The organism is Pseudomonas sp. R2-60-08W, from assembly GCF_003852335.1.
GTDB lineage: Bacteria > Pseudomonadota > Gammaproteobacteria > Pseudomonadales > Pseudomonadaceae > Aquipseudomonas.
The window spans coordinates 1,305,942-1,328,632 of the sequence record NZ_CP027731.1; the positions used below are offsets into that span (position 1 = coordinate 1,305,942).

The 22,691-nt window shown below is 60.2% G+C and carries 27 protein-coding genes and 1 pseudogene; 17 read left to right on the plus strand and 11 right to left on the minus strand.

Going from position 1 to position 22,691, the window contains the following annotated elements:
* Positions 1 to 124 precede the first annotated feature (124 nt).
* The 9 genes from C4J90_RS05815 (at position 125) to recX (ending at position 7,211) form a co-directional block, all read left to right on the plus strand.
* A complete protein-coding gene (locus tag C4J90_RS05815) occupies positions 125 to 2,344 on the plus strand; it encodes a phage tail tape measure protein (RefSeq protein WP_124419398.1) in 2,220 nt (739 codons plus the stop codon).
* Complete coding sequence (locus tag C4J90_RS05820) at positions 2,344 to 2,727, plus strand: phage tail protein (protein ID WP_124419399.1); 384 nt, start codon at positions 2,344 to 2,346, stop codon at positions 2,725 to 2,727. Before C4J90_RS05815 ends, C4J90_RS05820 begins: the two co-directional genes overlap by 1 nt.
* A complete protein-coding gene (locus C4J90_RS05825) occupies positions 2,720 to 2,932 on the plus strand; it encodes a tail protein X (RefSeq protein ID WP_124403261.1) in 213 nt (70 codons plus the stop codon). Before C4J90_RS05820 ends, C4J90_RS05825 begins: the two co-directional genes overlap by 8 nt.
* 9 nt (positions 2,933 to 2,941) lie before the next feature.
* Positions 2,942 to 3,943 carry a contractile injection system protein, VgrG/Pvc8 family gene (locus C4J90_RS05830; protein WP_124419400.1) on the plus strand — a complete coding sequence of 334 codons (1,002 nt, stop codon included), beginning with the start codon at positions 2,942 to 2,944 and terminating at the stop codon, positions 3,941 to 3,943.
* Between the two features lie 22 nt (positions 3,944 to 3,965).
* Positions 3,966 to 4,523, plus strand: a complete 558-nt coding sequence (locus C4J90_RS05835) for a glycoside hydrolase family 19 protein (RefSeq protein WP_124413981.1) — start codon at positions 3,966 to 3,968, stop codon at positions 4,521 to 4,523.
* Positions 4,511 to 5,011 carry a lysis system i-spanin subunit Rz gene (locus tag C4J90_RS05840; RefSeq protein ID WP_124419401.1) on the plus strand — a complete coding sequence of 167 codons (501 nt, stop codon included), beginning with the start codon at positions 4,511 to 4,513 and terminating at the stop codon, positions 5,009 to 5,011. The genes C4J90_RS05835 and C4J90_RS05840 overlap by 13 nt, the downstream gene beginning before the upstream one ends.
* An 81-nt stretch (positions 5,012 to 5,092) precedes the next feature.
* A complete protein-coding gene (locus tag C4J90_RS05845; protein ID WP_124419402.1) occupies positions 5,093 to 5,593 on the plus strand; it encodes a CinA family protein in 501 nt (166 codons plus the stop codon).
* A gap of 83 nt (positions 5,594 to 5,676) precedes the next feature.
* Positions 5,677 to 6,735 (plus strand): recombinase RecA, encoded by a 1,059-nt coding sequence (gene recA / locus C4J90_RS05850; protein WP_005785454.1) that lies wholly within the window; start codon positions 5,677 to 5,679, stop codon positions 6,733 to 6,735.
* Positions 6,736 to 6,743: 8 nt separating this feature from the next.
* Positions 6,744 to 7,211: a recombination regulator RecX gene (recX, locus tag C4J90_RS05855; RefSeq protein ID WP_124366036.1), complete on the plus strand. Its 468-nt coding sequence runs from the start codon at positions 6,744 to 6,746 to the stop codon at positions 7,209 to 7,211.
* 61 nt (positions 7,212 to 7,272) lie between these two features.
* Here recX and C4J90_RS05860 read toward each other — a convergent pair whose 3' ends face one another.
* Complete coding sequence (locus C4J90_RS05860; RefSeq protein ID WP_124419403.1) at positions 7,273 to 8,385, minus strand: TIGR00730 family Rossman fold protein; 1,113 nt, start codon at positions 8,383 to 8,385, stop codon at positions 7,273 to 7,275.
* A 283-nt stretch (positions 8,386 to 8,668) separates the two neighbouring features.
* Positions 8,669 to 9,103: a PA3611 family quorum-sensing-regulated virulence factor gene (locus C4J90_RS05865; protein WP_124366038.1), complete on the minus strand. Its 435-nt coding sequence runs from the start codon at positions 9,101 to 9,103 to the stop codon at positions 8,669 to 8,671.
* A 178-nt stretch (positions 9,104 to 9,281) separates the two neighbouring features.
* Here C4J90_RS05865 and C4J90_RS05870 point away from each other — a divergent pair, with 178 nt between their 5' ends.
* From C4J90_RS05870 to C4J90_RS05880, 3 genes are all read left to right on the plus strand, one after another.
* Positions 9,282 to 10,001, plus strand: a complete 720-nt coding sequence (locus tag C4J90_RS05870; RefSeq protein ID WP_124419404.1) for a tRNA-uridine aminocarboxypropyltransferase — start codon at positions 9,282 to 9,284, stop codon at positions 9,999 to 10,001.
* A 251-nt stretch (positions 10,002 to 10,252) separates the two neighbouring features.
* A complete protein-coding gene (erdR, locus tag C4J90_RS05875; RefSeq protein ID WP_124361551.1) occupies positions 10,253 to 10,903 on the plus strand; it encodes a response regulator transcription factor ErdR in 651 nt (216 codons plus the stop codon).
* A 75-nt stretch (positions 10,904 to 10,978) separates the two neighbouring features.
* Complete coding sequence (locus C4J90_RS05880) at positions 10,979 to 11,341, plus strand: diacylglycerol kinase (RefSeq protein ID WP_003189051.1); 363 nt, start codon at positions 10,979 to 10,981, stop codon at positions 11,339 to 11,341.
* A gap of 3 nt (positions 11,342 to 11,344) precedes the next feature.
* Here C4J90_RS05880 and C4J90_RS05885 read toward each other — a convergent pair whose 3' ends face one another.
* Positions 11,345 to 12,271: a LysR family transcriptional regulator gene (locus C4J90_RS05885; protein WP_164487590.1), complete on the minus strand. Its 927-nt coding sequence runs from the start codon at positions 12,269 to 12,271 to the stop codon at positions 11,345 to 11,347.
* A gap of 124 nt (positions 12,272 to 12,395) precedes the next feature.
* Between C4J90_RS05885 and fpr the strand changes: the two genes are divergently transcribed.
* The gene (gene fpr, locus C4J90_RS05890; protein WP_003189055.1) at positions 12,396 to 13,175 is read left to right on the plus strand and encodes a ferredoxin-NADP reductase; all 780 of its coding nucleotides are present in this window, start codon (positions 12,396 to 12,398) and stop codon (positions 13,173 to 13,175) included.
* Between the two features lie 55 nt (positions 13,176 to 13,230).
* Here the strand turns inward: fpr and tsaA are convergent, their stop codons facing one another.
* From tsaA to rimO, 5 genes are all read right to left on the minus strand, one after another.
* Positions 13,231 to 13,926 (minus strand): tRNA (N6-threonylcarbamoyladenosine(37)-N6)-methyltransferase TrmO, encoded by a 696-nt coding sequence (tsaA, locus tag C4J90_RS05895; protein WP_124361553.1) that lies wholly within the window; start codon positions 13,924 to 13,926, stop codon positions 13,231 to 13,233.
* 3 nt (positions 13,927 to 13,929) lie between these two features.
* Complete coding sequence (locus C4J90_RS05900) at positions 13,930 to 14,391, minus strand: DUF1456 family protein (protein ID WP_124361554.1); 462 nt, start codon at positions 14,389 to 14,391, stop codon at positions 13,930 to 13,932.
* A 70-nt stretch (positions 14,392 to 14,461) separates the two neighbouring features.
* The gene (locus tag C4J90_RS05905) at positions 14,462 to 15,172 is read right to left on the minus strand and encodes an rRNA pseudouridine synthase (RefSeq protein WP_124361555.1); all 711 of its coding nucleotides are present in this window, start codon (positions 15,170 to 15,172) and stop codon (positions 14,462 to 14,464) included.
* Between the two features lie 109 nt (positions 15,173 to 15,281).
* Entirely contained in the window at positions 15,282 to 15,752 is a 471-nt protein-coding gene (locus C4J90_RS05910) for a GNAT family N-acetyltransferase (protein WP_124419405.1), read from the minus strand.
* 100 nt (positions 15,753 to 15,852) lie between these two features.
* Positions 15,853 to 17,193, minus strand: a complete 1,341-nt coding sequence (gene rimO, locus C4J90_RS05915; protein WP_124419406.1) for a 30S ribosomal protein S12 methylthiotransferase RimO — start codon at positions 17,191 to 17,193, stop codon at positions 15,853 to 15,855.
* Between the two features lie 111 nt (positions 17,194 to 17,304).
* Here rimO and C4J90_RS05920 point away from each other — a divergent pair, with 111 nt between their 5' ends.
* A complete protein-coding gene (locus tag C4J90_RS05920) occupies positions 17,305 to 17,502 on the plus strand; it encodes a hypothetical protein (RefSeq protein ID WP_124419407.1) in 198 nt (65 codons plus the stop codon).
* 142 nt (positions 17,503 to 17,644) lie between these two features.
* On the opposite strand, the gene C4J90_RS05925 is transcribed toward C4J90_RS05920, so the two are convergent.
* Positions 17,645 to 18,154 carry a GNAT family N-acetyltransferase gene (locus tag C4J90_RS05925; protein WP_124361559.1) on the minus strand — a complete coding sequence of 170 codons (510 nt, stop codon included), beginning with the start codon at positions 18,152 to 18,154 and terminating at the stop codon, positions 17,645 to 17,647.
* A 9-nt stretch (positions 18,155 to 18,163) separates the two neighbouring features.
* The gene (locus tag C4J90_RS05930) at positions 18,164 to 18,595 is read right to left on the minus strand and encodes a hypothetical protein (protein ID WP_124419408.1); all 432 of its coding nucleotides are present in this window, start codon (positions 18,593 to 18,595) and stop codon (positions 18,164 to 18,166) included.
* 378 nt (positions 18,596 to 18,973) lie between these two features.
* Between C4J90_RS05930 and C4J90_RS05935 the strand changes: the two genes are divergently transcribed.
* From C4J90_RS05935 to C4J90_RS05945, 3 genes are all read left to right on the plus strand, one after another.
* On the plus strand, positions 18,974 to 20,875 hold the full coding sequence (locus C4J90_RS05935) for a potassium transporter Kup (protein WP_124361561.1): 1,902 nt from the start codon (positions 18,974 to 18,976) through the stop codon (positions 20,873 to 20,875).
* 156 nt (positions 20,876 to 21,031) lie between these two features.
* Positions 21,032 to 22,138 carry an NADH:flavin oxidoreductase/NADH oxidase gene (locus tag C4J90_RS05940; protein ID WP_124361562.1) on the plus strand — a complete coding sequence of 369 codons (1,107 nt, stop codon included), beginning with the start codon at positions 21,032 to 21,034 and terminating at the stop codon, positions 22,136 to 22,138.
* Between the two features lie 221 nt (positions 22,139 to 22,359).
* A complete protein-coding gene (locus C4J90_RS05945) occupies positions 22,360 to 22,545 on the plus strand; it encodes a hypothetical protein (RefSeq protein WP_124361563.1) in 186 nt (61 codons plus the stop codon).
* Positions 22,546 to 22,595: 50 nt separating this feature from the next.
* On the opposite strand, the pseudogene C4J90_RS27355 reads toward C4J90_RS05945, so the two are convergent.
* Positions 22,596 to 22,691 (minus strand): annotated as a pseudogene (locus C4J90_RS27355) (N-acetyltransferase); the annotation flags it as partial.

The window sequence follows — 22,691 nt, forward strand, 5'->3', positions numbered from 1 at the left end:
CGATGTAGTACCGCTGGTTTACTCGGTAAGCGAAGCGGAAATCCTCGATTGGGAAGCCGGGAAAGCAATGCGCCGCTATGACATCGCGATCAGTCGCCTTGGGCTCAAACAGGAGTAGAGCGGGATGGCAGACAGTAACTATGCGGGCGGGTCGGCCATCGTCAAGGACGGCTGGCTGACTCAAGGCTCACTGGCACAGGGTGGGGGGCAGGCCAGCCTCAACCCGTTCGCGCAAACGCTGACGGGTCCGGCTGAGGCCGTGCCGGGGAGTGCTGCGAACCTGGCATTGGCATTGGCCGATGCCAGCCTGCAGATCAATCATCTGGCCGAAGGCCAGAGCCGGCTTGTGGAGACGCTCGAGCTGTTCAACGTCTCGCTGCTCAAGGTGATGGACGCTCGGCAAGCCGACGTCGAGCTGGCGGGAGCGAGCGATACCACTACCAGCACGACGGCCAATACAGGCACACCGTCGCAGGCACTGGATGCCGCGATGACCGACCTGGGCCAACTGTTGCAATTCGTCGGACGCGAGCGCAAGTCAATGCGTGAAGCCAACCTCGCCATGGCGTCGGAGCCTGTGGTGGCGGCCAGTGGCGCAAGCGCCGTTGACCTTGCGAAGGTCGAGTACGTTGCCGCCAAGTCGGGTATCGGCAGCGACCGAGTTGACGCTTCAGGCAATATCGACCAGGCCGGGCGCCAGGCTGACCTGCAGCAGTTTGCCCGCGACGCCGCGATCATGGCGACGGCATTCAAAATCGATGTCAAGCACGCCGGCGACCTCATCGGTGGCTGGCGCGAGTCAATGCATCTGGACCGTGCACAAACCCTGGACTTGGCCGACGCGACAACTGTGCTGGGCAATGTTGTCTCGCTCAAGGCCGAATCGGCGGATATCGCGGCCATCGTGCGACATCAGGGTGCTGCCGCGACGGATGCGGGCATGAGCCCCGCGCAGGCGGCGGCACTGTCGGCGGCGTTGCTGAGTGCCGGTAACGGCAAAGGCGCTGCTGGCCTCGGGCTGGAAAAAATCAGTGCCGCCCTGGCTAAAGGCGACAGCGCTTCCCCTGGGCAGCGTAACGCCTGGGCAGCGCTGAAGCTTGACCCCGAAATGTTGGCCGGCGGAATGAAACAGGATGCTGCGCAGACCCTGGTCACCGTGCTGGAGGCACTCAAAGCGCAACCGGCCGAAAGACAGGCGGCGCTGGCGACGCAACTGTTCGACGGTAACCAGGCGATTCTGAGCCTGGTGCCGATGATCGACACTGTGAAGCTGGCCTTTTCGCAAGTGGCCGACACATCCAGCTACGCCACATCGGCGCTGGGGGATCATGGCGCTCTCCTGCGCTCGGCAGCGGTTCGCGCCGATTCCACCCAGGCCCGTCGGCAGGCCTACGAGGCCAGTACTACACGTTTGCAAACCGCTTCCGACACCGCCCTGGCGCCTGTTGTGGATACCTCGCTGACGGCGATGACCGGTTTGGTCAATCGCGTGAGTTGGTTGGCCGAAGCCCTGCCTCAGGCCACTGCCGCTGTCACGTTGGCGGGGGCTGCGCTGGTGCCGGTGATTTCCGGCGTCTTTGATGCGGTGAAGGACAAGGTCTTTGAAAAGGTCGCCGGGAAAATTCTTGGCGAAGGCGGCGCCATCGACTCATCCGCCCGCCCGCAGCAATCTCAGAGTAACGAAACACCTGCAGGCAAACGTCCGCCGGGTTCGGCGCCGGGCGCTGGTGGGTCGCGCAGAACGGCGAAGGCCAGCAAAGCCGCCAAGGGGGCTGCATTGGGGCTGGTGCTGGCGAACGCCGGAGTCGATGTCACCAAGGGCGCGCTGTCGGGGAATCTGGGTGAAGCGGTTGGCACCAGCGTGGGCTCGGTAGGCGGCGGGGTTGCCGGTGGTTTTGCCGGTGAGTTCGCCGGCATGGCGCTTGGCCGAGCTGTCGGTACGCTGGCGGGGGCGGTGATCGGTTCGGTTGTGCCGGGTGCCGGCACGCTGCTGGGTGGCGTCATGGGCGGCGTTGCCGGTGGTGCCATCGGCAAGGTGGTCGGCGGTGCCGTCGGGACGTTCGTCGGCAGCGACGTTGGCGCCTGGCTGGCTGAAAAAGTGATGGGGTCCGAGGATCGCTTGCCGCCCCCTTCGGAGGTCAGCCACAACCTCAACAACCCTCAAGCCGATAACCGCCAAATCAACTTTGCCCCGCAAATCACTATCAACGCGCCGGAACAAGCCAGCTATCAGCAATTGGCGACACTCGTGGTGCAACAGATCGAAGCGCAATTTACCCCGCTGTCGATGGACAACCTGCTGGCGACGCGACGTGGCGCAGCACTCACCGATGGAGCTGTGTGATGCGACAACAGATGGTGTTGGGCACTTTTATTTTCGGGCTGTCGCGCGGGTTCGCCTACGACACCCTGGATCGTGGAAGCACTGGTGGCTGGGTCAGCCTGAACATCATTGCTGGCAAACCCAAGTCGAGCCAAGTGGGGCAGGGTCTGGAAACACTGGCCTTTGGTGGCAAGGCAGCGCGTGCCAAGGGCATGCAGCGCCTGGATGAGTTGCGCGCCTTGCAAGACCTGCGGGCACCGTTGCCGTTGGTGGACGGCCTGGGGCGTAACTGGGGTTTGTGGACCATCAAGTCGATCAGCGAAAAACAAACCAGCGTGATCGACGACGGTACGGCGATGGCGATCGGTTGGTCGCTGGTATTGGAGGAGTTCGTCAATGCGTAGGGTTCGAAGTATCGCTGGCGACTCGGTGAACCTGCTGCTCTACCGAGAGCTGGGGCGTTGTGATGATGCCGCAGAAGAAGCGCTGTGGCGCTTGAATCCGGAGCTGGCGGAAAAGGGCGCGGTATTGCCGGCAGGCGTCAGCGTGCTGGTGCCCGAATTGGACGCGCAACCTGCTGCGAGCCGGCCGGTTTCAGCCTGGGATTAAGGAGCGATCATGGCACTTGGATTCACACCTGTAGTGGAGCTGTATGGCGCCAATGCTGCGCTGTTCAACGAGCGGCTATTGGAATGGGAGCATGTCGACGCAGCGGGCTTTGTATCCGACCAGCTCACGTTGACCCTCGATATCGAGGGCCTTGAAGGGTTGCCCGAGCTGGGCGGCAAAATCGGCTTGCGCGTGGGGTACCTTGAGTCCGGTCTGGTGGATAAGGGCGTGTTCAAGATCACTCAGCGAACACCGTCGCTGTTCCCGATGCGCTTGGCGCTGGTGGCCACGGCAGCGCCGTTCGATCAGCACGAATTCAAGCAGCGCCGTACCGCCAGTCATGGGCCGATAACCTTGGGCGCACTGTTTCGCCAATTGACCAGCCGCTACGGTTTTTCGCCGCGTGTGGCGCCTGAACTCGAGCGCGAGCAGATCGCGCACATCGATCAGACCAATGAAAGCGACATGGCCTTTCTGACCAGGCTGGCCAAACGCTTCGATGCGGTGGCCAAGCCTGTCGACGAGCTGTATGTGCTAGGGCGTAAAGGCCAGATCAAGTCGTTGTCGGGCAAGGCACTGCCGGATGTGCAGTTGTCCGTTACCCGTAGCAATCGCCCGGGTGACCAGGCCTTTATCAGCGCCAGCTTCACCGAAGCCTGCCGTGCCAAATACAACGGCGCGCAAACGTCCTGGTGGGATGCGGCGGCCGGCAAAAAGCATGTCGTAGAGGTGGGCATCGCGCCGTTCAAGGTGGTGACGCAACGCTACCAGAGCGAGGACGAAGCGCGCTCAGCGGCGCAGGGAGAGATGCGGCGTGTGGGACGGGAAGGGTTGCAGATCAATGTGGTTTGCCCCGGTAATCCGTCGTTGGCCGCTGAAGGCTTGTTGCTGCTGGACGAGTCGTGGCCAAGCTTTATGCAGGGGCGCTGGTCGATCAAGAAGGTAACGGCCAGCGGTAAACGAGCAGACGGCTATCGGTGCACGATCCAGGCCAGCGGTTTGTCGGTGTAGACACTTTTTCAGAGTAAAACCAATGCTGATGACACTTGCCCAGCTTCTGGGTGTGATGCCTGGGGCCCGCCTTCGAGCGGGCATTTTTTTGTCTCCTTTAAATGAAGCCTTCGTCCGGTACGACGTTAACAGTGCCAAGCGCATCGCCGCTTTCCTCGCCCAGATCGGCCACGAATCCGCCGAATTGCGCTACGTGCGCGAGCTGGGCAGCGATCACTACCTCAGCAAGTATGACACCGGCACCCTGTCCGCCCGCTTGGGCAATACCTCGGAGGCGGATGGTGATGGGCAGAAGTACCGGGGCAGGGGGCTGATTCAGGTCACGGGACGGCGCAACTACCTGGCGTGCAGCCAGGCATTGTTTGGCGATGACCGCCTGCTGCAACAACCGCAGCTGCTCGAACAACCCCAATGGGCCTGCGAATCCGCCGCCTGGTTCTGGCAAACCAACGGCCTCAACGAATTGGCCGACAAGGACCAGTTCACCACGATTACCCGGCGTATCAACGGCGGCCTGAACGGCCTGCAGGACCGTGTGCAATTGTGGGAACGGGCGAAGGCGGTGTTATGCGTTTCCTAGGCTGGTTGCGCTGGGTCGGCATTTGCCTGCTGCTTGCGCTGGTGTGGCAAGTGCAGGCCTGGCGCTATGGTGCGCAGCTTGAGCAGCAGGCGGCGGGTCATGCGCTGGCGCTCAGCCAGCAACGCCAGGCCGCGTTTGAGCAGCAACAGGCAGAACAACAAAAGCGCCTGGCTCTGGAGCAACAGCTCAACGCCAGCGACCACCAACACACCCAGGAGTTGAGCGATGCCCAACGTAACCAAGCTGCTCTGCGCGACCGCCTGGCCACTGCTGATGTGCGGTTGTCAGTCCTTCTCGACGCCACCGAACCCGCCGGCGGCGCGCCTGTGCCCGCCTGCGCCACCCCCGGCGGCGTGGTTCATGCAGCCCCACGAGCCCGACTTGACCCGGCGCATGCTCAGCGAATTATCCGCATCACCGACGACGGCGACAACGCCCTGATCGCCTTGCGCGCCTGCCAGGCCTATGTGCGGGCCGTCGCGCGTTAGTCTTTTGATGCACTCTGCAACTTGCATGACCGATGGGCTGCTGTAGGGTAGGCGAACCACCGCCCATTCCTGGAGACGACCGTGAAGGAAATCACTCAACTGGCTGCTGAACTGGGGCGCCGTTTGCAGGTGCTCAATGCCCATGTCACCACCGCCGAGTCCTGCACCGGCGGCGGTATCGCCGAAGCCATCACGCGCATACCGGGCAGTTCGGCGTGGTTCGAGGCGGGCTATATCACCTATTCCAACCGACAGAAAACCCGGCAATTGAACGTGCCGGAAGAGCTGTTTTCCAAAGTCGGCGCCGTCAGCCAGGAAGTGGTCGAAGCGATGGCGCGAGGGGCACAGGAAAAAAGCCTGGCGCGGTTTGCCGTGGCGGTCAGCGGCGTGGCTGGCCCGGACGGTGGTACGCGGGACAAACCGGTGGGCACGGTATGGCTGGCGTTCGGCGTGGGCGATGAGGTCACGGCCGAGCTTGCGCACTTCCCCGGTAACCGCGATGAAGTCCGGCGACAAACGGTAAAAGCCGCGCTGGAGGGCTTGTTGCGACGAGCTGCAGCAGAAATAGACAATCAGGGGTAGGCGATCTTCGATCTTTGTGGAACAATACTGTCTACTTATACAGGTGTTGGCCGTCAGGCCTTATTGATTACGTGAGGACTTTAATGGACGACAACAAGAAGAAAGCCTTGGCTGCGGCCCTGGGTCAGATCGAACGTCAATTCGGCAAGGGTGCCGTAATGCGTATGGGCGATCACGACCGTCAGGCGATCCCGGCTATCTCCACTGGCTCTCTGGGTCTGGATATCGCGCTCGGCATTGGCGGCCTGCCAAAAGGCCGTATCGTTGAGATCTACGGTCCTGAATCTTCCGGTAAAACCACCCTGACCCTGTCGGTGATCGCCCAGGCTCAGAAAATGGGCGCCACCTGCGCATTCGTCGATGCCGAGCACGCCCTGGATCCTGAATACGCCGGCAAGCTGGGCGTCAACGTCGACGACCTGCTGGTTTCCCAGCCAGACACCGGTGAGCAAGCCCTGGAAATCACCGACATGCTGGTGCGCTCCAACGCCATCGACGTGATCGTGGTCGACTCCGTGGCTGCCCTGGTACCCAAGGCAGAAATCGAAGGCGAAATGGGCGACATGCACGTGGGCCTGCAAGCCCGCCTAATGTCCCAGGCGCTGCGTAAAATCACCGGTAACATCAAGAACGCCAACTGCCTGGTGATCTTCATCAACCAGATCCGTATGAAAATCGGTGTGATGTTCGGCAGCCCGGAAACCACCACCGGTGGTAACGCGCTGAAGTTCTACGCTTCGGTTCGTCTGGATATCCGTCGTACCGGCGCGGTGAAAGAAGGTGACGAGGTTGTCGGTAGCGAAACCCGCGTCAAAGTCGTGAAGAACAAAGTAGCCCCGCCTTTCCGCCAGGCAGAGTTCCAGATTCTTTATGGCAAAGGCATCTACCTGAACGGCGAGATGATCGACCTGGGCGTGCTGCACGGTTTCGTCGAGAAGTCCGGTGCCTGGTATGCCTACAACGGCAGCAAGATTGGTCAGGGCAAGGCAAACTCGGCCAAGTTCCTGGCAGACAACCCGGATATTGCCGCCACGCTTGAGAAGCAGATTCGCGACAAGCTGCTGACCCCTGCGCCAGACGTCAAAGCCGCCGCCAACCGTGAGCCGGTTGACGAGATGGAAGAAGCCGACACTGACATCTGAAGCAAACGATGACTGTTGTACTGGATACACTCGTTGCTGTTCGGCGCACTGCAATGGACCTGCTCGCACGGCGCGAGCATGGTCGAGTCGAGCTGACGCGCAAATTGCGTCAGCGCGGCGCAGAGCCCGAAATGATTGAAACGGCCCTCGACCGCTTGACGGAAGAAGGGCTGCTATCGGAAGCCCGATACCTCGAAAGCTTTGTGTCCTACCGCGCGCGCTCCGGTTATGGCCCTGCTCGGATTCGAGAAGAGCTCAGCCAACGTGGCCTGCAACGTGCCGATATCGACCTCGCCCTGCGTGAGTGCGGTATCAGTTGGCAGTCGCAGCTGGAAGAGACTTGGCGTCGCAAGTTTTCAGGGCATCTGCCAATTGATGCCAGGGAGCGTGCGAAGCAAGGCCGCTTCCTGAGCTATCGTGGGTTTTCGATGGACATGATCAGCCGCTTGTTAAGTGGTCGGGATATGGACGACTGAACGCCACAAAACGAAAGGCCCACTATGAAAATAGTGGGCCTTTTTTTTTGCCTGCAGAAAATCACGCAGGCTCTGGCGCCACCCGCTGCTGCGCCTCACCTTGAGCCTGGACCCAATTTTCCGGCAGGTTGATGTAATCCACCAATTCGCGCAATCGCCCCTGGTCACGGCCATTGAAGTTGAAGACCAGTCGCGTCAAATGACTGAACCTTGACTCGTCATGGTCTTCGCCTGTGTAGGCAAGCTGCTGGAACGCTCCGCTCAGCCGCAGGCTGGCAAACTCATCCTGCAAATGAGCCAGGGCGCGGTCACTGAGCGGATGATTCATGCGCACTACAAACTCACGCTTCAGCCAGCGCGTTGAATGGAAGTTGGCATAAAACCGATTGATCTCGTCCACGGCTTCTTCTGCGCTGTATACCAGGCGTATGAGCTTGAGGTCGGTCGGCAGGATATAGCGATTAGCCTCCAGCTGGCTGCGGATAAAATCCAAGGCGCCTTGCCAGAAGCCGCCGCCGGGTGCGTCCAGCAGTACCACCGGCACCAGCGGGCTTTTGCCGGTCTGGATCAGGGTCAGCACTTCCAGGGCTTCGTCCAAAGTGCCGAAACCACCTGGGCACAGGATCAGTGCGTCGGCTTCCTTGACGAAAAACAGTTTGCGGGTAAAGAAGAAGTGGAAGGACAGCAGGTTGTCGGTGCCGTCGATGGTCGGATTGGCATGCTGTTCAAACGGCAGGGTGATGTTGAACCCCAGGCTATGCTCCAGGCCCGCGCCCTCATGCGCCGCAGCCATGATGCCGCCGCCGCCGCCGGTGATGACCATCAGGTCGGAACGCGCCAACGTCGCGCCTACCTCTCGAGCCAATGCATACAGGGGGCTTTCCACCGGAGTACGTGCCGAGCCGAACACCGTGACCTTGCGCCGCCCCTTGAACTGTTCGAGCACACGGAAGGCGTGGTCCAACTCACGTATGGCGCGCAAGGTGATCTTGGCGTTCCAACGGTCGCGGTCGTCCTGGGCCATGCGCAGAACGGTGAGGATCATGTCGCGATACAAGGGGATATTTGCACTGTTGGGGGCGATCAGCTGGAGTTGCGCGTCCACCTGTTGCGTGAGGTCGGTGCCATTTTGTTCAAAAAGCTGGAGCAGGGAGTCATTCGATTCATAAGGCATTCAACTTCTCCTTTTTCACAGGGCCTGGATCGCCGACGAGCGTCGGCAGGGGCCACGACACTGCATGTGTCGTTGCTTGCCGCAGGAGGGCAGGCCTCTTTTGCCCTGAAAAAACGTTGCAGAACAGCAGTGAATGCTGCTGCGGGCGGGCGGATGGAATGATGCGATCATGGGCCGAAAAACCCTTGGCTGGCAACCGCTTATTGGTCACTCGTCATGGCGTTAGTCGTTGAGGCGGGGAGTGCGCGTCGCCAGGCGGCCACGCGCGAAAGGCAAGCCAGGGTTACTTTTTCTTCTTGGTCGGAGCCGGGCAGTCGGCTTCGGCGAACTTTACCGAGGCTACAGGACGGTTGGTCTTGTTCTCGGTGATTTCGTAGCGCATCACCGCGCCCTTCGCCATCAGCTCGCGGTAGCCTGGGTTGGTGCAGACACTGCGGCCCAGTTGGAAATACACCGCCTTGGGATTGGCACGCATCTGTTCGGCACGATCAGGCAGCACGCTCAGATGATCGATCAGTTGCGTGCCTTCAACGGTGTAGGCCACTTCCAGGGTTTTTTCATCAATTTCCCGGGGCAGGTCCTTGTTGCTTTCGGTCGCGACGCTTTGCAGCTTCCGGTTCATTTGAGCCTCCAGCAGCGAGGCTGCATGGGCGCCCACAGGCAAGGCCAGCGCAATAGCGACGGATGGGGCAACGAGGCGCAGCATGGAACGCAGCATCAAACTCTCCTGATTCGGTTACTGGTGCATAGACCAGCCACTGCGCTGTGCGTTCAGTGGCGCGCAATTATAGGTGAGCGCTTGCCACTACAGCCAGGCGTATCGCTGGTAAACTGCGCGCACTTCAATTGCTCTTGAGTGACCCTGTGTCGATTTACCCGTCTGTATGGCGCATCCGATGAGCCACGCCGTCTCCCGCTTGCGTACCGAGCGCCTGGCCCGAGCCGTCAGGCCTTTCCTTAATCGGGGATCGCGTGCCGAGCGGTGCACCGGTTGCCGAGTGATTCCCGAGTATTGCCTGTGCGCATGGCGACCAACGGTTCAGGCCAACGCTGCCATGTGCCTGTTGATGCACGACGTCGAACCGATGAAGCCCAGTAACACCGGCTGGCTGATCGCCGACGTTATCGACGACACCACGGCGTTCGCCTGGTCGCGCACCGAAGTCGATCCGGGCCTGCTCACCTTGCTGGCCGATCCGCAGTGGCAGCCTTACATCGTGTTCCCCGGCGAATTCGTGGCGCCCGAGCGGGTGGTCAGCGCGGTGAATACCCAGGCGGGCAAGCGCCCACTGTTCATCCTGCTGGACGGCACTTGGAGCGAAGCGCGCAAGATGTTTCGCAAGAGCCCCTATCTGGAGCATTTGCCTGTGCTGAGCCTGGCGCCGGAGCAGCTATCACGCTACAAGTTGCGCCGCTCCAAGCGTGATGATCATTTCTGCACCGCCGAGGTTGCCGCGCTGTGTCTGGAGTTGGCCGATGATCAGCTCGCCAGCGAAGTCCTGGACGCCTACCTCGATGTATTCAGTACGCATTATCTGGCCGCCAAGTTTCAGTTGCCTCTGGACGCGACGGACAGTGTCCACACGCGTTTGGCGCCTTATATCCAGGCGGCCTGACCCCTCGACGTTCGCATGATGGCACCTTAATCGCGTAACCCGCTAAAATCCCCATGGGCGTAGCGCTTGACCCCCCAGGCTGCGCTGGGCATGCTGGGCGCCGATTGGGGCGCTAGCTTGGTTTTTTCAACGTTGTTTCGCATGTTTTTGACGTTGAGCGTGCCCCGTGGCGATGGCTGCCTGGCTGTTGCTTGTGTACTGGCGGACCCTGAACCCATCAGGGCTCCCCTAAAAACAGGATCATTTAATCAATGGCCACATACGAAATCCTGATAGCCGATGACCACCCGCTGTTTCGCAGTGCGCTGCATCAGGCCGTAACCCTGGGCCTTGGCCCGGACGTGCGCCTGGTCGAAGTCGCCAGCATTGCCGAGCTGGAAGCCCGCCTGACTGAAAAATCCGACTGGGACCTGGTGCTGCTCGACCTGAACATGCCCGGCGCCTATGGTTTTTCGGGATTGGTGCTGCTGCGCGGGCAATATCCGCAGATTCCCGTGGTGATGGTCTCGGCCCAGGAAGACGCCGATGTGGTGGTGCGCTCCAAGGAGTTCGGTGCCAGCGGCTTCATTCCCAAGTCCAGCGCGATGGAAGATATCCAAAAGGCTGTGCGTGCCGTACTGGACGGCGATGTGTCCTGGCCACCGCAAGCGTTTGAAGAAATCAACGTGTCCGAGGAAGCCAAGGCGGCCCGTGATGGCTTGGCGAGTTTGACGCCCCAGCAGTTCCGGGTGTTGACCATGGTCTGCGAGGGTTTGTTGAACAAGCAGATTGCCTACGAGCTGAGCGTGTCGGAAGCGACCATCAAGGCCCACGTCACGGCGATTTTCCGTAAGTTGGGGGTGCGAACGCGCACCCAGGCGGCGTTGCTCTTGCAACAACTTGAGTCAATTTCGCAGCATTAAGTTACAACCGGTTCACGCTTTTTTGACTTTGCGTGATCTAGCTTCCCCACTTCTTTGGTTCAGTTGCCTACATCTATGTCGCCTTTCAAGGGTCAAACCGGTATCAAACGTATCTTCAACGCAGGGGGCTATTCCCTGGATGGCCTGCGCGCGGCTTTCACCGGCGAGGCGGCGTTCCGCCAGTTGGTACTGCTGAACGTCATCCTGATTCCGTTGAGTTTTTTCCTGCAGGTCAGCCGCGTCGAACGGGCGTTGCTGATTGCCGTGTGCCTGCTGGCGCTGATCGTCGAATTGCTCAACTCGGCGGTGGAGGCGGCGATCGACCGCATTTCGCTGGACCGCCACCCGCTGTCGAAAAACGCCAAGGACATGGGCAGCGCCGCGCAATTCGTGGCCTTGACCATGATCACGCTGGTGTGGGCGGTCATTCTGATCTAACGATCAGGCGATGCTCGGCAATACGATTTCGTCGCTGCGCTGAACCCCGGCGGTAAAAGCGCGGCACAGTTCCAGGAACTCGCGCATCGCCGAGGTCTGGTACTTCTGCTTATGCCAGATAAAGTAGAACTGCCGGGCCAGGTCCAGGTCCGGGGTTTCTACCGGCACCAGGCTGCCACGCCGGAACGCATCGCGCAGTGCCAGTCGCGAAATGCAACCAATCCCCAAACCCGACTCCACTGCTCGTTTGATCGCCTCGGTGTGTTCCAGCTCCAGGCGGATATTCAGTACGCTGCGGTGATGGCGCATAGCCTGATCAAATGTCAGGCGCGTGCCTGAGCCTTGTTCCCGCAGGATCCACGCCTCATGGGTCAGCTCATCCATGCTGGCCATGCCACGCTTGGCCAAGTGATGCTGGGGCGCGCAGAACACCACCAGTTCATCCTCCACCCAGGTCTGCACTTCGATGTCCGGATGGCTGCAATCGCCTTCAATCAGACCCAGGTCAATTTCGTAATGCGCCACCTGATGCACGATATGTGCAGTGTTTTGCACATGCAGTTTCACCTGACTCTCGGGGTGCTGCTGCATGAAGCTGCCGATCAGCAGGGTGGCCAGGTAATTGCCGATGGTCAGGGTGGCGCCCACGGCCAGTGAGCCAAAGCCGGACTTGCCGTTGAGCAGGTCCTCGATCTCCTTGGCCTGGTCCAGCAGGGCCACCGCTTGAGGCAGCAATTGATGCCCGAGCGCATTGAGGCTCAGGCGTTTGCCGGCGCGGTCGAATAATTGGCAGCTGGATTGACGCTCCAGCTCGGTAATCGACGTGCTGGCGGCGGATTGGGATAAGGCCAGAAGGCCAGCAGCGCGGGAGACGCTTTCCTGCTGGGCGACGGCGACGAAGACTTGCAGTTGACGGAGAGTGAATCGCATATCGATATAACCGATAACCCTTATCTTAATAATCCAGTTAACAGATATTGTCGCCGCCATTAGAATGCTGTGCAATTGCGCACTTCACCTGTGGCGCAGGCCCATTTCCAGGAGTCCCCCGTACATGAGCAACATGAACCACGAGCGTGTCCTCAGTGTTCATCACTGGAACGACACTCTGTTCAGCTTCAAGTGCACCCGCGATCCGGGTCTGCGCTTCGAGAACGGTCAGTTCGTGATGATCGGCCTGCAACAGCCCAACGGCCGCCCGCTCATGCGCGCCTACTCCATTGCCAGCCCGAACTGGGAAGAGCATCTGGAATTCTTCAGCATCAAGGTGCCGGATGGCCCGCTGACCTCCCAGTTGCAGCATTTGAAGGAAGGCGACGAGATCATCATCAGCAAAAAACCGACAGGCACCCTGGTGCTTGACGATTTGAAGCCGGGTAAACACCTGTACCTGCTCAGCACCGGCACGGGCCTCGCGCCATTCATGAGCGTGATCCAGGACCCGGAGACCTACGAGCGTTTCGAAAAAGTGATCCTGTGCCACGGCGTGCGTTACGTCAACGAAGTCGCCTACCGCGAATTCATCACCGAGCACTTGCCGCAGAACGAATTCTTCGGCGAGGCCCTGCGTGACAAGTTGATCTACTACCCGACTGTGACCCGCGAGCCGTTCGAAAACGAAGGCCGCCTGACCGACCTGATGCGCAGCGGCAAGCTGTTCAGCGACATCGGCCTGCCACCGATCAACCCCGAAGACGACCGCGCCATGCTGTGCGGTAGCCCAAGCATGTTGGACGAGACCAGCGAAGTGCTGAACAGCTTCGGTCTGAAAGTTTCGCCGCGCATGCGTGAGCCGGGTGATTATCTGATCGAGCGTGCGTTCGTCGAAAAATAAAACGCGATCAAAAAATGTGGGAGGGGGCTTGCCCCCTCCCACATTTGTTTCCGGTTTATTTGGCCGGCACCACTTCCAGCACACAAATCAGCCCCGCCTCGGGATAGTGCCAACGCACATCCACATCCCAGAACTGCACGCCGTATTCACGTTCAGGCCCGGGCGTCTGGTAGGCAGGACGCGGGTCCTGCGCCAGGCACTGATCGATCAACTCCACCAACGGCTCCCCAAGACGCTGCGCATGGCCCTGGGCCTGTTGCAGTGCAGTCTTGAGCCACTGCACGCCAATCAGTTGCGGCGCACCGCTGGCGATGCCGTTGGTGGCGGTCTCAACGCTGTCGGCATAGGGCACATACGGCTTGATATCCAGCACCGGCGTGCCATCGAGCAAATCGATCCCGGAAATCCACAGGCGCCCCGGTTCTACCTTGTCCAGCTTTACCACCGACTGGCCGATGCCATTGGGCCGATGGGTCGCGCGGGTGGCGAATACGCCCATGGCGGTGTTGCCGCCCAGGCGTGGCGGGCGCACTTTAAGGCGTGGCTTGTCTTCCAGCGCCTGGTGGAACAGAAACAGCAGCCACACATGGCTGACCTGTTCCAGGCCCTGCACGGCTTCGCCGCCATCGAACGGCGCCACCAGCTCCAGCACACCACGGGCGGCCGGCGCCAGTTGCGGCTGGCGCGGGATAGCGAACTTCTCCTTGAAGCAGGAGCGTACGAAGCCGACGGGCGCGACCTGATAACTCATGGCTTACGCGCGAACCCGCAGCGTCAGCCCCTTGAGGAAGTTGCGCAGCAACTGGTCACCACAGGTGCGGTAGTTGGTGTGACCGAACTTGCGGAACAGCGCGCTCAGCTCCGGCTTGGACACCGGGAACTCGGCAGCCTTGAGGATGGCATGCATGTCGTCTTCCTTCAATTCGAAGGCCACGCGCAGTTTTTTCAGGATGATGTTGTTGGTCACCGGGGTTTCGATCGGCTGCGGCGGACGGCTTTCGTCCTTGCCGCGCTTGAACATGACCAAGCCATCGAGGAAATGCGCCATCACCTCATCCGGGCAGAACACGAAGCCTTCTTCCTCATCTTTCTTGAGGTAAGTCAGCACGTCTTCCTTGGTTACGTCCATGCCGCCGAGCTTGATGATCTCGACCATCTTGTTGTCGCTGATGTCGAGCATGTAGCGCACGCTGCGCAGTACGTCGTTGTGAATCATGGTGGGCAATCCTGGTTTTCAACGGGGTAGACACTGCCCAGTCAGGCAGTGTCGGGAAAAGGGCACCGGCTTAGAACTTCTCTTTGCCGGACAGGTAACGCCATTGGCCCACGGGCACCTTGCCAATGGAGACGCCACCGATGCGAATGCGACGGATGGCGACGACTTTCAAGCCAACGGCTTCGCAGAACAGCGCGATCACCCCCGGCTGCGGGTTTTTCAGCGCAAACCGCAGGCGGTTCTCGTTCTGCCAGCTGGCTTTCACGGCCGGCAGCTCCTTGCCTTTGTAGGTCAGGCCGTGGTTCAGGCGGTTGAGGCCGTGGGCGGCCATGTCGCCCTCGACTTCCACCACGTATTCCTGCTCGATCTTGGCGGCATCGGCGGTCAACTTGCGCAGAATCTTCCAATCCTGGGTGAACACCAGCAGGCCGCTGGCCTTGGCTTGCAGGTCGGCACTGGCGGTCAGGCGCAGGAAGTGACCCTTGAGCGGGCGCTTGCTGAAGCGGTGCTCTTCCGACAGCGTCTCGGCGCTGATCGACGCCATGGCCGTCTCGGCGTCCATGCCCGCCGGAGCGTGCAGCAGGATGGTCACCGGCTCAGGCACGGTGGCTTTGGCTTGCGGGTCCAGCTCGACCTTTTGGGTGGTGACCTTGAACTGCGGTTCGTCGATCACTTCACCGTCCACCGAGACCCAGCCGCCTTCGATAAACAGCTCAGCCTCCCGACGGGAGCAACCGACCAGTTCGATAAGGCGTTTGGAGAGGCGTATGGGGTCAGTCATGACAAGGGCCGTAACAAAAGGGGGCGGCTATTGTACCTGTGTGGGGCCGGTTAATCCCGGCCCCATTTCAGCGCGGTGCTTTATTGATAAAGCCCGATCAACAGGTGGGTCAGCCACTGCCTAAGTGCTGTTGCTGGCGCAGGCGCATATGCAGCAACGGATAAGGCTGGCCCAGGCCGTCGTGTTCCGTGCGTCCGATCACTTCAAAGCCTTGCTTGAAGTAGAACCCCAGCGCTTGCGGATTCTGCTCGTTCACGTCCAACTCATCGGCATTCATGCACTCGATCGCATAGCGCAGCAATTGCCGGCCCAGGCCCTGGCCTCGAAAGGATGGGTCGATAAACAGCATTTCGACCTTGCCCGAAGCCACTCCGGCGAACCCGGTGATGCGTTGGCGCGCGTCCTTGGTGCAGATCAGCATCACGGCGTCCAGATAGCGAGTCAGCACCTGATTTTTCAGGCGCAGGATGTAGCTGTCCGGCAAGAAGTCGTGGGTAGCCCGCACCGAAGCCTCCCAAATGCGTGTCAACTCTGGGTAGTCGCAGGTGTTAGGTGTGTGGATGACCGAATGCTGACGCATGCCCGCGACCCTTTGCCTTATGGGGAGTGATGGGCAAAACGATAGACGTAAAAAAGCCCCGCATCCTGTTCAGGAGCGGGGCTTTTTCATTTTTTTACAATCAATCGCGCTTTTCAGCCCACAAGTCGTACTCGTCGGCGTCAGTCACCGTGCACCACACCTTATCGCCTGGTTTCAGGCCGCTGGCATCGTCGATAAACACGTTACCGTCGATTTCCGGCGCATCGAAGAAGCAACGGCCAACCGCGCCTTGCTCGTCGACTTCGTCGATCAGCACTTCGATTTGCTTGCCGATGCGCAGTTGCAGGCGCGCCGAGCTGATCGCCTGCTGGTGCGCCATGAAGCGCTCCCAACGGTCTTGCTTGACGTCGTCCGGCACCACGGCCAGGTCCAGCAGGTTGGCCGGGGCGCCTTCAACCGGCGAGTACTGGAAGCAGCCGACGCGGTCCAGCTGGGCTTCGGTCAGCCAGTCCAGCAGGTACTGGAAGTCTTCCTCGGTTTCGCCGGGAAAACCGACGATAAAGGTCGAGCGAATGATCAGGTCCGGGCAGATTTCGCGCCAGTTCTTGATGCGCGCCAGGGTCTTGTCTTCGAAGGCCGGGCGTTTCATGGCCTTGAGCACCTTGGGGCTCGCGTGCTGGAACGGGATGTCCAGGTACGGCAGGATCTTGCCGGCGGCCATCAATGGGATCAGCTCGTCAACGTGCGGGTACGGGTAAACGTAATGCAGGCGCACCCACACGCCCAGGCTGCTCAAGGCTTCGCAGAGTTCGGTCATGCGAGTTTTTACCGGCGCGCCATTCCAGAAACCGGTGCGGTATTTGACGTCGACGCCATAGGCGCTGGTGTCCTGGGAAATCACCAACAGCTCTTTCACGCCGGATTTGACCAGGCGCTGGGCTTCGTCCAGCACATCGCCGACCGGACGACTGACCAGCTTGCCGCGCATCGACGGAATGATGCAGAAGCTGCAGCTGTGGTTGCAGCCTTCGGAAATCTTCAGGTAAGCGTAGTGACGCGGGGTCAGCTTGATGCCTTGCGGCGGCACCAGGTCGATCAGCGGGTTGTGGTCCTGGCGCGGCGGCACCACGGCGTGTACGGCGTTGACCACCTGCTCGTATTGCTGCGGGCCGGTCACGGCAAGCACGCTTGGGTGGACGTTGCGGATATTGCCTTCTTCCACGCCCATGCAGCCGGTCACGATGACCTTGCCGTTTTCCTTGATGGCTTCGCCGATCACTTCCAGGGATTCAGCCTTGGCCGAGTCGATAAAGCCGCAGGTGTTGACCACCACCACGTCGGCGTCCTGGTAAGTGGACACGACGTCATAGCCTTCCATACGCAGTTGCGTGAGGATGCGCTCGGAGTCAACCAGAGCCTTCGGGCAACCCAGGGATACAAAGCCGACCTTGGGGTTGGCTTTTGCGATGGTGGTGGACATGTCTAACCTCGGTATTGAATGACGCCGCCAGTCGGGCACGACACGGCGGTACACGGGCGTTTGTGACGCCTCTGATCAAAAAGTGCGCAATTCTAGCGGCGGGCCACGCACTTGACCAGCTTTATGCAGGGAAATGCGACGAGTGCTGCGCTTTACCTGCGCGCCGTTCTGGTCGAGATCAGGCAGCACACCGGATTGCGCTTTCGCGTCCTGGATCAACTTTATGTCGGCGTAAAAGCGCCGTTCTTCTACAGCCTGGTCGCTGGTTACCAAGACATGGCAGCGTCGTTCTGCGCAAAGGCGCTCTAAGTCAAAGCTTGGTAGATGGCTTGGGAGAAGGAAGGCCATGGTTTACGTGGGCTATGGCCAAGTCTTTCAGGTTCACCGGTTTGCACAAGTGTGCACACTGCTGCCCTGTGGATGACCAGGTACGAGCTATGTCTGCGGGAGGTTAGTTTCGTGCATCTAACATCTGGATGAAGGTTGCGGTAGAAAGTACCAAGCGAAGGGGGCTATTCGTGGATGGCACAAACCCTAACTTACGTTGGTAGTAATCCGCAGCATCTTGGTCTTTTGCATCGACGATCACAAAAGCTACACCAGACTGCTTGGAAACCGTGTACACGCGACGGAAGAAGTCAGACATCAATCTCTGGCCGAGCCCCTTGCTTTGAGCACCCTTGTCGATCGCCAGACGACTCAAAAGCACTGCCGGCATAGGATACCGAGGCATTTTCTTTTTTTGGTCATCGCTTAGCGCTTCAAGGGCTACAGAGGCATTCGCTAGGGTGTAATAGCCCAGCAGCGTCCCATCTTCGACGTACATGAATGTGCGGGAGACGTTTCGCTTTTGGTCTTGCCCTGCGTGCTGGGCAATGTACGTGTTCAAGGCTGGGTGCGCCCCGCAATCAAATGCAGAACGATCAATCGACTTGTCGAAGTCGACGGTGATGAAGTCCATTAACAGCCCTTAGCGCAAGGCAAGCAGGTTGCGAAGTGTGTCAGTGGGCTCAGGGGGATTATCTAGCAGTTGGTACGCTGTGTTGGCGTCAAGCACGGTTATGCCCTCGACATCAAAATCAGCAGCCTTCTCTTCATGCGCAACAGAGCGCACGGCCAGTGCCGCAACAACCTTCTTCAGTTCTTCCAGATCGCGTTCAAGGCCCGAGAGATGGGGCGCACGCATTGGACGATGCGTTAGGTCTTTTTGACTCAACACGCTGCTCGAGAGGCTTTTCGTGACATGCCGCTCAACCACATCGTCCGCGCTTGAAAGGAGAGCCTTGAAGCTTCCGTTTTTCCGGCCACGAATGGTCACGGACACCATTTTGCCGTACGTAATTCGGGTATGTTTTTTTGCTGAGCTGCTTTGTTCACGCTTTATTCCTCCGTCAGCCTTCATTCTATCTCATTTTTGCTAACCGCCTATGGCCTTGCCTTTAAGGGGTTATTACTAAAGATCAAGGTGTAGAGTAAAGATCTTAGGGGCAACCCAGGGATCCAAAGCCGACCTTGGGGTTGGCTTTTGCGATGGCGTTGGATATGTCTAACCTCGGTATTGAATGACGCCGCCAGCCGGGCACGACACGGCGGGCCACGCACTTGACCAGCTTTATGCGGGGAAATGCGACGAGTGCTGCGCTATGCTTCGCGCCGTTGCGCGTAGGTAAAATCCTAAGGTCAACAAAACGTCTGTTACGTGAAGTAAAACAGCGCATGCTAGGGGCCGTTTGGGCACGTTGTTTATAAAAGACCTCAGGTCAAAGGGCAGGAGTGGTTGATGGGTCAGGCAAGTAGTCAGGCAGCGGGTGCCGAGCATTCAAACGCCAAGCCGATTGGCATGCTGGTGGCAGCGGTCGGGGTGGTGTACGGCGATATCGGCACCAGCCCGCTCTACACCCTTAAAGAGGTGTTCAACGGCGGTTATGGGGTGCAGGTCAACCATGACGGCGTATTGGGGATCCTGGCGCTGATCTTCTGGTCGCTGATCTGGGTCGTGTCGATCAAGTACATGCTGTTTGTGCTGCGCGCCGATAACCAGGGCGAAGGCGGCATCATGGCACTGACCGCCCTGGCACGCCGGGCGGCGGGGGAGCGCAGGAAGTTGCGCAGCTTCCTGGTGGTGTGCGGCTTGTGCGGCGCAGCGCTTTTCTACGGCGATAGCATGATCACCCCGGCGATTTCGGTGTTGTCGGCCGTCGAGGGCCTGGAACTGGCTTTCGATGGCCTGGAACGGTGGGTAGTCCCTATCGCGCTGGTGGTACTGGTGGCGCTGTTCCTGATCCAGAAACACGGCACAGACCGCATCGGCAAGCTGTTCGGCCCGGTGATGGTGACCTGGTTTCTGGTGCTTGGCGGCCTCGGCGTGTATGGCATCACCCTGCACCCTGAGGTGCTCAGTGCCATGAACCCGATGTGGGCCGTGCGCTTCTTCGAGGCGCACCCCGGAATTGGCGTGGCCATCCTCGGCGCAGTGGTGCTGGCCCTGACCGGGGCGGAAGCGCTGTATGCCGACATGGGCCACTTCGGCCGCAAACCCATCGCCCGCGCCTGGTTCATCCTGGTGCTGCCGGCGCTGGTGCTCAACTATTTCGGCCAGGGCGCCATGCTGCTGGGCGATCCGGAAGCGGCCCGCAACCCGTTCTACTTGCTGGCGCCGAGCTGGGCGCTGGTCCCGCTGGTGGTGCTGTCGACCCTGGCCACGGTGATTGCATCCCAGGCGGTGATTTCCGGTGCGTTCTCGCTGACGCGCCAGGCGATCCAGTTGGGCTATATCCCGCGCATGCACATTCAACATACCTCCAGTGCCGAACAGGGCCAGATCTATATCGGCGCGGTGAACTGGTCGCTGATGGTCGGCGTGATCCTGCTGGTACTGGGCTTCGAGTCTTCCGGTGCGCTGGCGTCGGCCTATGGCGTAGCGGTGACTGGCACCATGCTGATGACCACGATCCTGGTGTCTGCGGTGATGCTGCTGCTGTGGAAATGGCCACCGGTGCTGGCCGTGCCGGTGTTGCTCTGCTGCCTGTTGGTGGACGGGCTGTACTTTGCCGCCAACGTGCCGAAGATCATCCAGGGCGGCGCCTTCCCGGTATTGGCCGGGATCGTGCTGTTCGTGCTGATGACCACCTGGAAGCGCGGCAAGCAATTACTCGTCGAGCGCCTCGACGAAGGCGGCCTGCCGCTGCCGATATTCATCAGCAGTATCCGCGTGCAGCCGCCCCATCGCGTGCAGGGCACGGCGGTGTTCCTCACGGCTCGGCCCGACGCCGTGCCCCACGCGCTGTTGCACAACCTGCTGCATAACCAGGTGCTGCACGAGCAGGTGGTGCTGCTGACCGTGGTCTACGAAGACATCCCGCGTGTGCCTGCGACGCGGCGTTTCGAAGTGGACGCCTATGGCGAAGGGTTCTTCCGGGTGATCCTGCACTTCGGCTTTACCGATGAGCCGGATGTGCCCGAGGCGCTGAAGCTGTGCCATTTGGACGAACTGGATTTCAGCCCGATGCGCACCACCTACTTCCTCAGCCGTGAAACCGTGATCGCCTCGCGCATCAAGGGCATGGCGCGTTGGCGCGAGGCGCTGTTCGCGTTCATGCTGAAGAATGCCAACGGCAACCTGCGCTTCTTCAAACTCCCGGTCAACCGGGTGATCGAACTGGGCACCCAGGTCGAAATGTAAGGCGCTGCAGGGCGGGGCGGGAGCCGGCAATCGGCTCCCGGTTTACTCCTGAACCGTTTACCTCTGAACCCTGTGCGATCCGTCGTTGTCGACTAGGCTCTAAGCACCATGAAAGAGAGCCTTGGAGCTTGCCCACAGAACCCGAAGAGGTGCGCCATGAGTCAGCTGCTCGAACCCTATACCCTGCGACAACTCACCCTGTTGAACCGCATCGCGGTCTCACCGATGTGCCAATACTCAAGTGAGGATGGCCTGGCCAACGACTGGCACCTGGTGCACCTGGGCAGCCGCGCCGTCGGTGGCGCCGGGCTGATTTTTACCGAAGCCACCGCCGTGACCGCCGATGGCCGCATCACCGCCCAGGACCTGGGCCTGTGGAAAGACGAACAGATCGAACCCCTGCAACGTATTACGCGCTTCATTGCGGCCCAAGGCGCGGTGGCGGGTATTCAGTTGGCGCACGCCGGGCGCAAGGCCAGCACGTATCGGCCCTGGATTGGCAAGCATGGCAGCGTCAAGCCAGCAGACGGTGGCTGGGTGCCGGTCGGCCCATCGCCCATCGCATTCGACCCCCAGCATACGCAACCCACGCCGCTGGACGAAGGGCAGATCCAACAGGTGATCGCCGATTTTGTCGCCGCCGCCAAGCGTGCCTTGACTGCCGGCTTCGAAGTGGTAGAGATCCATGCCGCCCACGGTTACCTGCTGCATCAGTTCCTGTCGCCCATCAGCAACCAGCGTCAGGACCAGTACGGCGGCTCGTTCGAAAACCGCATCCGCCTGGTCCTTGAGGTCACCCGCGCGGTGCGCGACGTGTGGCCCCAGGACTTGCCGCTGTTCGTGCGCGTGTCGGCCACCGATTGGGTGGAGGACGGCTGGAACCCCGATGAAACCGTCGAACTGGCGCGCCGCCTGAAAGACCTGGGCGTGGACTTGATCGACGTGTCCTCCGGTGGCACCGCCGCCAATGCCGAAATCCCTACCGGCCCCGGCTACCAGACGCGCTTTGCCGAACGTGTGCGCAAAGAGTCGGGTATCGCCACCGGCACGGTGGGCATGATCACCGAACCGGCCCAGGCCGAGCACATCCTGCGCACCTGCCAGGCCGACCTCATCTTCCTCGCCCGCGAATTGTTGCGCGACCCGTACTGGCCGCTGCATGCCGACGACGACCTGGGAGGGCGCAAGGCGACCTGGCCTGCGCAATATCAGCGCGCGACGCACCGCGACCAGCCGATTCATGAGTCCGATCTCAGGGATTGATCCTTAGCGTATGCCTACAGAGCCCACCCTGATCCGGTGGGCTTTTTTTTGCTCGCTTATAGGAAGAAGGCGGATCAAGCAACGAACGCATGGGAATCGACTGTAGGTATTTATTACCGATCTAATTATTTAAGTTAATACTCTAAAAAAATCCCACACGTAACTGGATTCTTTCTAAGCTTAAGGCAGGAGTATTGGATCGATATCAGGAGAAGCAGTCCATGGCCAAGTCCTATGGTGTAGCGGGTGTGGTGATGTCTTTTCTGACCCGCAGGCTGTCCTTGCGTGGCCGCAGATTGAGTTCGGATGAAGTTGAATTGCTGGCGCATTATCGCACCCTGACCGAGAACGACCAGGTAGCGATGCGCTATCTGATTGGGGCGATGAAAACTGTGTCGCGGTTCTGAATGACGAAACGGGCTCGCCACGATGCCCTTCAGGCATGGCGAACACGGTACCTGTGGCGAGGGAGCTTGCTCCCGCTGGACTGCGCAGCAGTCCCATCGTTTGGGGCCGCTTCGCGGCCCAGCGGGAGCAAGCTCCCTCGCCACAG